This window comes from Amycolatopsis sp. NPDC024027 (assembly GCF_040638975.1).
In the GTDB taxonomy this organism is placed as follows: domain Bacteria; phylum Actinomycetota; class Actinomycetes; order Mycobacteriales; family Pseudonocardiaceae; genus Amycolatopsis.
On the sequence record NZ_JBEZYY010000013.1, the window covers coordinates 68,138 to 81,173 of the forward strand.

Annotated in this window: 12 protein-coding genes; 7 read left to right on the top strand and 5 right to left on the bottom strand. The window is 70.2% G+C overall.

The window, feature by feature from the left end:
• Positions 1-4: 4 nt before the first annotated feature.
• The 7 genes from AB0F52_RS28950 (at position 5) to AB0F52_RS28980 (ending at position 7,689) form a co-directional block, all read left to right on the top strand.
• A complete protein-coding gene (locus AB0F52_RS28950; RefSeq protein ID WP_360177706.1) occupies positions 5-1,330 on the top strand; it encodes a hypothetical protein in 1,326 nt (441 codons plus the stop codon).
• 7 nt (positions 1,331-1,337) lie between these two features.
• Complete coding sequence (locus tag AB0F52_RS28955; RefSeq protein WP_360177709.1) at positions 1,338-2,282, top strand: glycosyltransferase family 2 protein; 945 nt, start codon at positions 1,338-1,340, stop codon at positions 2,280-2,282.
• The gene (locus tag AB0F52_RS28960; RefSeq protein ID WP_360177712.1) at positions 2,279-3,463 is read left to right on the top strand and encodes a polysaccharide pyruvyl transferase family protein; all 1,185 of its coding nucleotides are present in this window, start codon (positions 2,279-2,281) and stop codon (positions 3,461-3,463) included. Before AB0F52_RS28955 ends, AB0F52_RS28960 begins: the two co-directional genes overlap by 4 nt.
• On the top strand, positions 3,460-4,008 hold the full coding sequence (gene rfbC, locus AB0F52_RS28965; protein WP_360177715.1) for a dTDP-4-dehydrorhamnose 3,5-epimerase: 549 nt from the start codon (positions 3,460-3,462) through the stop codon (positions 4,006-4,008). The genes AB0F52_RS28960 and rfbC overlap by 4 nt, the downstream gene beginning before the upstream one ends.
• Positions 4,009-4,016: 8 nt before the next feature.
• Positions 4,017-5,333, top strand: coding sequence for a glutamate-1-semialdehyde 2,1-aminomutase (locus tag AB0F52_RS28970; RefSeq protein ID WP_360177718.1), 1,317 nt, complete (start codon positions 4,017-4,019; stop codon positions 5,331-5,333).
• A 93-nt stretch (positions 5,334-5,426) separates the two neighbouring features.
• Entirely contained in the window at positions 5,427-6,908 is a 1,482-nt protein-coding gene (locus AB0F52_RS28975) for a right-handed parallel beta-helix repeat-containing protein (protein WP_360177721.1), read from the top strand.
• A gap of 166 nt (positions 6,909-7,074) precedes the next feature.
• Complete coding sequence (locus tag AB0F52_RS28980) at positions 7,075-7,689, top strand: HAD-IA family hydrolase (RefSeq protein ID WP_360177724.1); 615 nt, start codon at positions 7,075-7,077, stop codon at positions 7,687-7,689.
• On the opposite strand, the gene AB0F52_RS28985 is transcribed toward AB0F52_RS28980, so the two are convergent.
• The 5 genes from AB0F52_RS28985 to AB0F52_RS29005 form a co-directional block, all read right to left on the bottom strand.
• Positions 7,676-8,290 (bottom strand): maleylpyruvate isomerase family mycothiol-dependent enzyme, encoded by a 615-nt coding sequence (locus AB0F52_RS28985; RefSeq protein ID WP_360177727.1) that lies wholly within the window; start codon positions 8,288-8,290, stop codon positions 7,676-7,678. The two genes, AB0F52_RS28980 and AB0F52_RS28985, sit on opposite strands and share 14 nt — an antisense overlap.
• Before the next feature lie 139 nt (positions 8,291-8,429).
• Positions 8,430-9,077, bottom strand: coding sequence for a phosphatase PAP2 family protein (locus AB0F52_RS28990; RefSeq protein WP_360177730.1), 648 nt, complete (start codon positions 9,075-9,077; stop codon positions 8,430-8,432).
• Positions 9,074-10,243: a glycosyltransferase family 4 protein gene (locus AB0F52_RS28995; RefSeq protein ID WP_360177733.1), complete on the bottom strand. Its 1,170-nt coding sequence runs from the start codon at positions 10,241-10,243 to the stop codon at positions 9,074-9,076. Before AB0F52_RS28995 ends, AB0F52_RS28990 begins: the two co-directional genes overlap by 4 nt.
• On the bottom strand, positions 10,240-11,508 hold the full coding sequence (locus tag AB0F52_RS29000; protein ID WP_360177736.1) for an O-antigen ligase domain-containing protein: 1,269 nt from the start codon (positions 11,506-11,508) through the stop codon (positions 10,240-10,242). The genes AB0F52_RS28995 and AB0F52_RS29000 overlap by 4 nt, the downstream gene beginning before the upstream one ends.
• 1 nt (position 11,509) lies before the next feature.
• Positions 11,510-13,036 (bottom strand): right-handed parallel beta-helix repeat-containing protein, encoded by a 1,527-nt coding sequence (locus tag AB0F52_RS29005; protein WP_360177739.1) that lies wholly within the window; start codon positions 13,034-13,036, stop codon positions 11,510-11,512.

Genomic DNA, 13,036 nt, shown 5'->3' on the forward strand with positions numbered 1-13,036 from the left:
CGACGTGGCCAACCATCGCCGGGTGCCGCGCTCGATCTTCCGGTCGGGCGCGGCGCGCGCGATGGCCGGACGGTTGAGCTGGGGCCTCGGCGACCAGGCCGTGTCCAGCCTGACCAACTTCGCCGTCGGGCTGTACGTGGCCCGCTCGCTCGGCACGTTCGCGTTCGGCATCTTCAGCCTCGCCTGGGTCACCTACGGCGTGGTGCTCAACATCTCGCGCGGCCTCGCCACCGACCCGCTGATGGTGCGGTTCAGCGCCGTGCCGGAGGACCGGTGGCGGTCGGGCGTGGCGAGCGCGTCCGGCACCGCGATCGGCGTCGGCTGCGTGACCGGGGTGGTCAGTCTCGTGGCCGGGCTGGCCGCGGGCGGCCCGCTCGGCAACGCGTTCGTCGCGCTCGCCGTCGTCCTGCCGGGCTTGCTCCTGCAGGACGCCTGGCGCTTCGCGTTCTTCGCGCGCGGCGCGGGCAAGAAAGCGTTCGTCAACGACTGCGTGTGGGGCGTGGCGCTGCTCCCGGCGCTCTACGTCGCCGCGCAGATCCACACGGTGGTCGCGTTCGTGCTGGCCTGGGGCCTTTCCGGCGCGGTCGCGGCCCTCTACGGCGGGTTCCAGACCGGGATCCTCCCGCACCCGCGGGAGATGGCGGGCTGGCTCCGGACGCAGCGCGACCTCAGCATCCGGTACCTCGTCGAGAACGTCAGCAACAGTGGGGCGTCGCAGCTGCGCGCGTACGGCCTCGGCGCCATCGCCGGGATCACCGCCGTCGGCGCGGTCCGCGGTGCCGAGCAGCTCCTCGGCCCGTTCCTGGCCCTGCTCATGGGGCTGTCCCTGGTCACCGTCGCCGAGGGCGCGCGGGTGCTTCAGCGGGCGCCGCACCGGCTGAAGCACTTCTGCGTGATCCTCGGTGGCGGGCAGGCCGCCGCCGCGCTGTGCTGGGGCCTCGGCCTGCTGCTCCTCGTGCCCGACAGCGCCGGCCGCTGGGTGATGGGCTCGGTGTGGGACTCGTCGTCCCCGCTGATCCTCCCGGTCACCCTCGCCGTGGTCGGCGCGAGCTTCGCCACCGGCGCCGCAGCCGGGCTCCGGGCTTTGGGCGCCGCCAAGCGGAGCCTGCGGTCGCAGCTGATCGCCTCCCTGTTCTACGTCACGTTCGGCATCACCGGCGCCTTCCTCGGTGATGCGGCCGGGTCCGCGTGGGGCGTCGCGACCGCGACGCTCAGCGGATCCGTCGTCTGGTGGCTGCAACTGCGGATGGGGCTGCGCGACTACGTGCCGCCGGGGGCCGACGAGCCCACCGTGGTGTTCGAGCCGATCAAAGAGCCGATCAAGGAATGAGGACTCCATGACCACCGTCCCGCGGCTGAGCCTCGGCCTCCCGGTGTACAACGGCGAGGAGTACCTCGCCGAGTCGCTGGACGCCCTGCTCGGCCAGACCTTCGAAGACTTCGAGCTGATCATCTCGGACAACGCCTCCACCGACGGCACCGACGAGATCTGCCGCCGCTACGCCGAGAAGGACTCGCGGATCCGCTACGTCCGCCAGCCGAAGAACATCGGCGCGACGCCGAACCACAACTTCGTGTTCGACGTCTCCCGCACCGAGCTGTTCAAGTGGGTCTCCCACGACGACCTGTACGCCCGCGACCTGCTCAAGCGGTGCGTCGAAGCCCTCGACGAGCGCCCGGACGTCATCCTCGCCCACTGCGACCAGGCGATCATCGACGGCGACGGCCGCATCGTCCAGCCGCTCGAGTACACCCTGGACACCGGCTCCCGGCACGCGCCGGACCGCTTCCGCAGCATCCTGTTCGAGCCGGGCGGCGACGACTTCTACGGCGTCATCCGCGCCGACGTCCTCCGCCGCGTCAAGCCGCTCGACAGCTACCACCACGCCGACCGCACGTACTCGGCGGAGATGGCCCTGCACGGCCCGTTCTACCAGGTGCCCGAGCTGCTCTACTTCCGCCGCGACCACCCCGGCCGCGCGGAACGGGCCAACCCGACCATCCGGAGCCGGTGCGCGAATCTGGACCCGCGGCGCGCGAACCGGCTCCGGAATCCCACCGTCCGCTTGCTCGGCGAGTACGTCTTCGGGTTCGCCGACCTGATCCGCCGCGCGCCGATCTCGTCGGCCGACAAGCGCGAGTGCTTCGGCCACCTCGGCGCCTGGCTGACCAACCGGGCCCGCTCCGGCCACGGCGAGCGCGTCGAGGACCGCGCGCCGACCGCCTCCGACGTCGCCACGGTCAACGAGATCGTGGCCGGCCGGGAAGGCAGGCTCGCGTGAAGCGTGCGCCCCGCGTCGGCGTGTTCGGCCTGCTCGGCTCGGGGAACCTCGGCAACGACGGTTCCCTCGAAGCCGTGCTCGGCTACCTGCGCGCCGAGTACCCGGACGCCGTGCTGAGCGCCCTGGTCGGCGGCCCGGAACTCGTCCGCGAGCGGTACGGCCTCGACGCGACGCCCCTGCACTGGAACCAGTCCGAGTACGAGACGGCGTCCGGCCTGCGCTCGGTCGCCCTCAAGGGCTTCGGCAAGCTGGTGGACATCGCGCGCACCGCGGCCTGGGTCCGGAAGCAGGACGTCGTCATCGTGCCCGGCATGGGCGTGCTCGAAGCGACGCTTCCGCTGCGTCCCTGGGGTTTCCCGTATTCGCTCTTCCTCCTCTCCGCCACCGGCCGCCTCTTCGGTACCAAGGTGGCGCTCGTCTGCGTGGGTGCGAACCACATCAGCGCCCGGGCGACGCGGACGCTGGTCCGCTGGTCCGGCCGGCTCGCCGCCTACCGCTCCTACCGCGACGACATCTCGCGCGACGCCATGCGCGCCATGGGCGTCGACACGAGTGCCGACCAGGTCTACCCCGACCTCGCGTTCTCCCTTCCCACGCCGGCCGCCGGCGGCGAGCCGGGGACCGTCGGTGTCGGCGTGATGGCCTACTACGGCGGCAACGACGACCGCGCCGAGGCCGACCGCATCTACCGCCACTACGTGGACACGATGAACCGTTTCGTCGCCTGGCTCGTTGACCAGGACAGACCCGTCCGGCTGTTCATCGGCGACCGGATCGACCGGCAGGTCGTCGACGAGATCATCGAGAAGACCGCTTCCCCGCTGGTGACGGCGGCTCCGGCGGAGACCCTGGACGAACTGATGCACGAGATGGCGGCGGTGGACAGCGTGGTGGCCACGCGCTACCACAACGTGCTCTGCGCCCTGAAGGTCGCGAAACCGACCGTGGCGATCGGCTACGCGCCGAAGAACGACGTCCTCATGGCGGAGATGGGCCTCGATGGCTTCACCCAGCGGGCGAAGACCGTCGACTTCGACCGGCTCGTCGAACAATTCACCGAACTGGAGAACCGTTCGGCGGAACTTCGCCAGACGCTCCTGGAACGGAACGAGATGAACGCGCAACGGCTCAAGGACCAGTTCGCCGCTCTTTCGGCGGCCCTCTTCGGGGGTGGGCGATGAAGGCCATTCCGGTGCCCGAGATCGACGGCGCGTATCTGTTCGAACCCACACCGCACACGGACCAGCGCGGCTTCTTCAGCCGGACGTTCGACCGCGACGTCGTAGCGTCGGTGGGCATCGACCCGGACGGCTTCGTCCAGGACAGCCTTTCCCGCTCCCGCAAGGGAGTCGTCCGCGGGATGCACCTGCGCGGCCGCGCCGGCGAGGCGAAGCTGGTGCGGTGTTCGCACGGCGCGATCTTCGACGTCGTGGTGGATCTCCGACCGGATTCGCCGACATACCGGAATGTGAAAACATTCGAACTGTCCGGTGAGACGCAGGTTTCCGTGTACATCCCGGCGGGGTGCGCGCACGGATTCCAGTCACTCACGGATCCCTCCGATGTTTCGTACCGTATCGATCGGGCGCACGATCCTGAAGAAGACATTACGATTTCGTACAAAGACCCTGAATTGGACATTTCGTGGCCACTGTCGGTCACAATGGTCAGTGACCGGGACGAACGGGCGCCGTCTCTCGGAGAGGCGTTGAAACCAACGAGGTGAACCACGACATGGGAACGAACCTGCCCCTCTCCACGAAGGCGGACGAGCGGCTGCACCGGGTCATCCCGGGTGGTGCGCACACCTACGCCAAGGGCTCGGACCAGTATCCCGAAGGGATGGCCCCGGTCATCTCGCACGGCCGCGGCGGGCACGTCTGGGACGTCGACGGCAACGAGTACGTCGAGTACGGCGCGGGGCTGAGAGCGGTCAGCCTCGGCCACGCCCACCCTCGGGTCATCGAGGCGGTGCGCGGCGAGCTCGAGAAGGGCAGCAACTTCATCCGGCCGTCGATCATCGAAGCCGAGGCCGCCGAGCGGTTCCTCGAGAACGTGCCGACGGCCGACATGGTGAAGTTCACCAAGAACGGCTCGGACGCGACGACCGCCGCGGTCCGGCTGGCCCGCGCCGCCACCGGCCGCAGGCTCGTCGCCAAGTGCGCCGACCACGCCTTCTTCTCGACCGACGACTGGTTCATCGGCACCACGCCGATGAACGCGGGCATCCCGGACGAGACGACCGAGGCGGTCGTGTCCTTCCCGTACGGCGACCTGCAGGCCGCGGAGCAGCTGCTGCAGCGCCACGATGGCGAGATCGCGGGCATGATCCTGGAGGCGGCCGCGGCGGTGGAACCGCCGCCGGGATACCTGCAGGGCCTGCGCGAGCTCACCACCCGGCACGGCGTCGTGCTGATCTTCGACGAGATGATCACCGGCTTCCGGTGGTCCGCCCACGGCGCGCAGGGCCTCTACGGCGTCACCCCCGACCTCTCGACGTTCGGCAAGGCGCTCGGCAACGGCTTCGCGGTGTCGGCGCTGGCGGGCAAGCGGGAGCTGATGGAGATCGGCGGCCTGCGCACCGGCCGCGAGCGGGTGTTCCTGCTCTCGACCACGCACGGCGCGGAGACCCACTCGCTGGCCGCCGCGATGGCGGTCATGGACGTCTACCGGGACGAAGACGTCATCGGCCGCATGCACGCCCTCGGCGACCGGCTCGCCGCCGGCGTCCGCGAGGTGGCGGCCGGGATCGGCGTCGCGGACCACGTCGTCGTCCGCGGCCGGGCCAGCAACCTCGTCTTCGGCACGCTCGACGAGCAGGGCAACCCCTCGCAGCCGTACCGGACGCTGTTCCTGCGCGAGCTGATCAGCGGCGGGGTGCTCGGACCGTCCTTCGTGGTCAGCGCCGCGCTCACCGAAGCGGACATCGACAAGACCATCGACGTCGTCGCCCAGGCCTGCACGGTGTACCGCAAGGCCCTCGACGCGAACGACCCGGCGCCGTGGATGGGCGGGCGCCCGGTGCAGCCCGTGTTCCGCAGATACGCCTGATCCCCGCACGGGCGGGCCGGATTCACCCATTGGGTCCGATGAGGACACTTGAGGGTGACTGTTTTCCGGCCCGTTCGTGCGTAACTTCCTGCCATGGGCAGATCTCGTGCGGTACTCGTCGCTGCTTGCTCGCTCCTGATCGCCGTGGCGTGCCCGGCGGTCGCGGGCGCCGCCGACGGGCCCGGTCCGGTGTGCGGGCACCAACCCGCCGGATACGGGCAACCACCGTCCGGAGCCGTCACCGTCGAGCCGGCCGTCGACGGCGACCTCGCGGCCAAGACGGCGGCCAACCCGGCGGGCACGACCTTCTGGCTCCGGCCCGGCACCCACACGCTCGGCAACGACGAGTTCGGCCAGGTCGTCCCCAAGGACGGCGACGTCTACCTCGGCGCGCCGGGCTCGGTCGTCGACGGCCGCGGCGTCAACCGGGCGGCCTTCACCCAGCGGGCCCGCAACGTGGAGATCCGCGGCCTGACCATCCGCGGGTTCGCCGCACTGCAGGACCAGGGCGTGGTCAACCACGACTCCGGCGACGGCTGGCTGATCGAGAACAGCACCATCGAGGACAACGCGGGCGCGGCGCTGATGGCCGGCGCCGGCCAGGTCGTGCGGCACAGCTGCCTGCGCGACAACGGCCAGTACGGGCTCAACGCCTACCAGGAGGGCGACGGCATCACCGGGCTCGTGCTGGAGGGCAACGAGATCACCGGCAACAACACCGGCGACTGGGAGGCCAAGGTGCCGGGCTGCGGGTGCAGCGGCGGCGCCAAGTTCTGGGCCGTGAACGGGGCCGACATCCGCGGCAACTGGGTCCACGGCAACCACGGCGCCGGGCTGTGGGCCGACACGAACAACAACGACTTCCTGGTCGAGGACAACCTGTTCGAGGCCAACGACGCCGAGGCGCTGTTCTACGAAACCAGCTACAACCTGGTGTTGCGCGGCAACACCTTCCGCGGCAACACCCTGGTCCAGGGCCGGGCGTTCGCGTCGCGCGGCGACAACTTCCCGGTGGCGACGGTGTACCTGTCGGAATCGGGCGGCGATCCGCGCGTGCGGGCCCGGACGTCGGCCGTCGACATCAGCGGGAACACGTTCGAGGACAACTGGGCCGGGATCACGTTGTGGGAGAACGCCGACCGCTTCTGCAACAGCCCGGCGAACACCTCGACGGGCTACTGCACCAAGGCGGCGGCAAAGTCTTCGTGCGCCGCGGGCAAGATCGAGCAGGCGCCGGCGTACGACGACTGCCGCTGGAAGACGCAGCGGGTGGAGGTCCACGGCAACACCTTCCGCTTCGACGCCGGCCGCCTCGGCTGCACGAGCCTGTGCGGGCGGATGGCCCTGCTGTCGAACTTCGGGACGTTCCCGGATTGGTCGCCCTACAAGGGAACGGTGGTCGAAGAGGCCATCACCTTCCGCCAGGCCAACCGGTGGCACGACAACTCCTACTCCGGGCCGTGGACTTTCGTGGCGCATGACACCTCCAAGACGGTCGACGCTGCGGGCTGGCAGGCAAAGCCCTACTCGCAGGACGAGTGCTCTTCGTTCGGCGGTGGGTCCGCCGGCTGCTGATCAAAGCTTGCCGACAAGGTCCGACAGTTTTTGATCGACCGCACGTCGCCGCTCCCGATTTCCATTGCCGCCAAAGGAAAAAGTCGCAAGCGGAGAGTTTCGGACAGCACCGGGTTCACCCTTTCCAGCGATGGCGTTCGCACGTTTGTTCGGTACTGTCGGAGACATGTCCCTCACTCCCACCGCCCTCGAACGCGATGCGATCGACGTCGTCGTGTTCGACGCCATGGGCGTCCTCTACTCGAGCGCCGACGACGTCGGCGAGCTCCTCGCCCCCTACCTCCGCGATCACGGCTGCGTGCTGGATCGTGGCGAAATCGCCCGGCTGTACGAGGAATGCAGCCTCGGCACCTTGTCGTCCACGGACTTCTGGGCCGCGGCCGGCGCTTCCGGTGCGTCGGACGAGGAGTACTGCCGCCACCACCGCCTCACCGAGGGCGTGGTGGCCCTGCTCGCCGAACTCGACGCCACCGGAGTGCGGCTCGCCTGCCTGAGCAACGACGTCAGCGAGTGGTCCAAGCTGCTTCGCGAGCGCTTCGGGCTCAGCGAGTACATCACCGACTGGTTCATCAGGGGAGACATCGGGGTGCGCAAGCCCGTTCCCGAAGCGTTCGCCACGCTGTCCCGGCGGCTCGACGTGATTCCCGAACGGATCCTGCTCATCGACGACCGGGAGGCGAACGTCGACGCGGCCCGCACTGCCGGTCTCCAAGCCCTGCGGTTCGGCAGTCCTGCATTGTCCACAATGGACCAGCTGAGACAGGAGCTCAGACCATGGTGAAGCGCGCGCTCGCCTCCCCGCGAAGACGGCCGGCGGGCAACCGCCGGTTACAGAGGACGAGCAGCAGATCCTGGGCCGCACCGGTGAGTGGTGTGCCGGTGCCGTACGACCAGTCGAGGTCGTCGGCACGCAGGGCGACGCCGGTCAGCTCGGTACCGAAGTACTTGACCTGCTTGGCTTTCATCGCGGCGAAGATGACCTTCAGGCGTTCCAGGGGAACCCGCCGCTCCAGCTGCAGGGCGGTCGTGATGTCCAGGCCGTGGATCACGTCGTGGCTCAGAGCGCCTTCCGCGCCCCCGCCCGGCGGTCGCCACGGGTGGTCGGCGTTGTCCCGCAGCGAGGCGATCAGCGTCTCTCGGGAAAGCTCGGCCGCCTCCCGGCGGGCGACTCGGTCAGCCATGACGTTGAAGCGTCCGCCGGACTTCGCCAGTTCCCGCACGAACCGGCCGGTCGAGAACCGGAACGGCATGGTCATGTGGGCCACCACCTCGGCAACACGCCAGCCGGCGCACAAGCTCGGCGTCACCCACGCGGACGGCGGCAGTTCATCGAGGAGTGCGGCCAGTTCCCGCCGTTCGGCGGCGATCAGCTCCTGGACCATGGGGGTCTCCTTCACAGGTAGGTCACCCCACCGACGAACGAACCCACCAGGGACCGACACCACCCGGCAACCGGCCGGAGACGCGGTCTCCTCGCCCGGCGCCCCGGTCACGACACCGGCAGACCGGCCCGGCCGATGCTCAGAGCCGGTCGGCGACGCGGTCCAGCACCCACGCGGTCCCCGGGACCGCCGCGAGCGCGGCGCAGAACCCCCCGGCAGCATCCGTCGGGTAGTGCGCGCCCAAGGCCACCTCGGCCCACCCCATCGCGACGCCGGCGACCAGGGCCAGCCCCAGGGCGAGCGCGACCGCGGCCGCCCGCCCGAGCGCCAGCCGGTCGGTGAGCAACAGCCCGATGACCAGCGCGAGCGCCGTCGCCATGGCCGTGTGCCCGCTCGGGTACGAGAGGAACTCGCCGTGGATGGTCCGGCCGACCAGCGGCTTCAGCACCGTCGTCACCGCCACCGTGACGACGACGCCCAGCACCGTCAGCACGGCGGTCCGGACCCGGTGGACCAGCCAGCACACCCCCGCAAGGAGCGCGACCAGGATCACCGACCCCACCGGCTCGCCACCGAAGTCGAAGACCAGGGCGACGTACCGCCACGGCGGCTGGACCCCGTCGATCGGCGGCAGGAGCGCGGCGTCGATGCCGGTCAAACCCGAGTCGTGGAAGTGGAGGATGCCGAGCGCGACCAGGACCGCCGTCGCCAGGGCAGCCGACATCGCCAGCGGGGCGCGCAGCACGACCGGCAGGGCCGCGGGCGCCGTCCGGACCAGCTGCCTCACGCCTCGATCGCCGCCTCGTACCCGGCGATCAAGCGGTCCAGGCCGACAGCGGGCGTGAAGTCCTTCTCGTATCGGACGCGGGCCGCGTCGCCCATGTCGCCATTGCGGTCGCCGACGACCGCGCGAAGGCGGTCCGCGAGCGAGGCCTCGTCGTTGGGCACGTGCAGGAGACCCGTGACACCGTCGTCGACCAGCTCGGGGAACGCGCCGTGCGCGGCCGCGACCGTCGGTACGCCGGCGGCCATCGCCTCCACCACCACCAGGCCGAAGGCCTCCAGCCACGTCGACGGCGCGACCACCGCGATCGCGTCGGCGGTCAACGCACGGCACTCCGCCTTGTTCTGGAGGCCGACGTACGAGACATCGGGGCGTCCGGCCGCCCAGGTCGCGACCTCGTCCTGCATCGGGCCGGTGCCCGCGATGACCAGCGGCACGCCCAGGGCACCGCCGAGACGCTCCCAAGCCCGCATCAGCAGGCCGACCCCCTTCTCCTCGGTGACGCGGCCGAGGAACAGCACGTGCTTGCCGGCGCCGGTGCGGCGGACGCCGGGGTCGGTGACGAAGTTGTGCTTCACCGCCATCCGCTCGCCGGGCATCCCGGCCGACACCAGGAGGTCACGTTGAGCCGCCGAAATGCAGAAGAACCGGGAAACGCCCGTCCACCACCGGCGCCGGTTCGCGACCATGCTCGCCGCCATCGGGAGCGTGGCCGCGCTCGAGCCGCGGTAGCAGCCGTGCTTCACCGCCGGCAGCGGTGAGCCGCCGACGCACTCGGTGCAGATGCGGCCGTCGCGGTGGAGCGTGCCGGGCGGGCAGACCATCGTGTAGTTGTGCAGCGTCGCGACCGCGGGCACCCCCGCGTCCGCGCAGGCGGCGACCACCGACGGCGACAGCAGCGGGAACGTGTTGTGGATGTGCACGACGTCCGGGCGCCAAGCCCGCAACCGGGCGGCGAGCTCTTTCCGCACCGCCGGGTTCCACGGCACCATCAGCGGCACCGCGGCCTTGCGGGGCAGCGGCATCGCCGCGATGTCGTCGCTGCGGCGTTCGAACAACGACACCTGGTGGCCGCCCTCGGCGAGCAGCGTCACCTCGGCGTCGACGACGTTGTTCTCGCCGCTCGGCTGCTCGGACCGGTACCGGTTGTGCACCACGAGCACCTTCACGCGCCTGCACCTCGCACGTCTGCCCCCTTCGCCGGGATGAATGCCTGTTCGTCGGACTGCGGCACCCCGCGGACCAGCAGCGACGCGGCGACCGCCAGGTGCAGCAGGTACGGCGACGCGTCGCCGAGCCCCGCTTCGGTGTAGGAGGCCGAAATGCAATAGGTGATCAGGAAGATCGCGCACGCGCGAGCCAGTGACGGTGGCCGCAGCACGGCCACCACGACCAGCGTCAGCAGGAACGCGGCGACCAGTGCGATCCCGAGGAACCCCTGCTCGTGGTAGATCGCGAGCCAGCTGTTGTCGATCGGGAGGCCGTCGTAGGACTTGTCCGTCAAACCGACCCCGAAAAGGTACTCAGCCGTCGAGCGCGGGGCCTCCAGCAGCGCGTCCCACACCTTCGCCCGGCCGGTCAGGCTGGAGAAGTTGTCCGCGCTCTGCCCGCGGAGGAACCACGCCTGCAGCGCACCGGCGAGCACCACGCCGGCGACCCCGCCCACACCGATCGTCCACGTGAACACCTTCCGCGCGCGGGCGCTGGTCAGCACCATCGACAGGAAGGCCACGGCCAGGCCGGCGACGAGACCGAGCGTCGCCGTGCGGGTGTGCGTGAGCAGCAGCAGCGCCACCGACGGCACCACGATCACCAGCGCGCTGCGCCACGTCGTGCGGCGCCCGAACCAGAGCAGGAGCGTGAGCCCGGAGATGACCGCCGCGTACTGGCCGACCTGCGGCGGGGTCAGCGGCCAGATCGCGCCCGAAAGCCGGCCGCCGTACTCCTCCGGCATGGCGTTGCCGGGTGAGATCACCAGGCCGACCGCCACCGACGCGAGCACGACCACGTAGGTACGGATGTGGGACCGGACGAAGGTGAAGCCGCCGTCCCACCAGCGGGTCAGCAACCAGAGCGTGGAGACGAACACCGTGAGCCGGAAACACCGGAACAACGCTCCGGCGCCCTCCTGCAGGTCGGCGCTGGACAGGATGCTCAATCCCAGCAGTGCCGTCAGCAGCAGCAGGTACGCGCTCGGACGGATGCGCAGGTGCTTGTTCAACGCCAGCGCGATCACGAACGCCGTCATCAGCGAGCCCATGGTGACCAGCTGGCTGGCCGACCGGGGCAGCGGGATGACCGTCTTCGCGCCGGTCGAGCCGAGCGTGTTCAGGATCAGCAGCGCCCACGCCACGCCCGCCCACTTCGGCGTCGAGGACGTGGGTTCGGGCGCGGCGTCGCCGCGGAGGCCGGCCGTTCCGGCGTGCGCCGTCATGTCAGCCCCCGCCCTGCGCGATGAAGGTGCTCCCGCTGTCCTGCGAATACGGCGCGCCTTGCCATTCGCCGATCTCGAGGACGCGGTCGGCCGAGTAGGCGATGAAGGTCCACGGGCCGGCGTAGCTGTTGTCGTGCCAGCGGTTGTCCTGCTTGAACGTGATCGATTCCTGGACGTCGTCGCCGCGGTACGGCGACCAGTCCGGGTAGCTGCCGAAGTTCGACAGCAGGCCCATCCGGCCGCAGGAGGCCTGGCAGCCCACGACCGCCGGGTCGAGGACGAACTTGTTGTCGTGGATGTCGACGTGCTGGGTCTTCCAGCGGCAGTCGGCCAGGAGCGCGCCGCTGGTGATCGCCGGGTCCGCGCACTGCTTGACGGCCGGCACCAGCCGGGTGCAGTCGCCCGAGGAGGTGTTGGCCGGGCTGTTGCAGAACCGGTCGGCGTTCTCCCACAGCGTGATCCCGGACCAGTTGTTCTCCAGGTAGTTGCGGGAGATCTCGATCTTCGCGGTACGGGCCTTGATCCGCGGCTCGCCGCCGGACTCGGAGATGTAGACCGCCGACGTCGGGAAGTTGTCGCTCTTGTCGGCGTACCGGCGGCCGTCGGCCCAGTTGTTCTTGCGGATCGTGTTGTCCCGGATGACGGCGTTGTAGCTGATCTCGTAGATCAGCGCGGCGCTGTCGTTGTTCTCGATGAGGTTGCCCTCGATGAGGAAGTCGTTGTTGTTCGTGTCGGCCCACAGCCCGGTGCCGTGGTTGTCGTGCACCCAGTTGCCGCGCACATCCGCACCGTCGACGTCCCAGAACTTGACCCCGCCGCTGCAGCCGCAGCCGTCGATCTTCGCTTCCCAGTCGCCGGTGTTGTTGCCGGCGATCTCGTTGCCTTCGACGACGAGAGCGGTGATCGGGGTGCCGCCGGAGTAGGCGTTCATCCCGTACTGGCCGTTGCGGCGCAGGCAGTTGCCGCGCACCTGCTGGCGCGCGCCCGCCATGAGGCCGGCACCGTCGTTGTCCTGGATGGTGGAGTGCTCGATCAGCCAGCCGTCGCCGGAGTCGTGGTTGACGACGCCTTCGTCGCGCGGCGCGGCGAAGCCCTGCACGGTCACGTAGGTGATCTTGACGTCGACCGCGTGGCCGGTGAAGGCGTACTGGTTGATCTTCCGGCCGTCGACGACCGCACCGGCGGCACCGATGTAGACGTCGCCGTCCTTGGGGGACACCTGGTCGTACTTGTCGTCGCCGAGGATGTGCTTGCCGGGCTTGAGCCAGAAGGTGGTGCCCGGCCCGGCCGAGCGCGTCTTCGCCGCCAGGTCCCCGGGCACGGCGGGATCGACGACGACGGCCCCCGCCGGCGCGGCGGCCGGTCCCGCCGGCTGCTTGTCACACACGGCGGCGACCGACCCGCTGGGGGCCGCGGTGGCCCGGGCCGGACCACCGTCGGTGTCGGGGCCACTCGAGCACGCCGCGACCGTGAGCAGGACGCCGAGCAGCGGAGCTGCACGGCCGAGTCGGAAGCGGCGGGCTGTCAC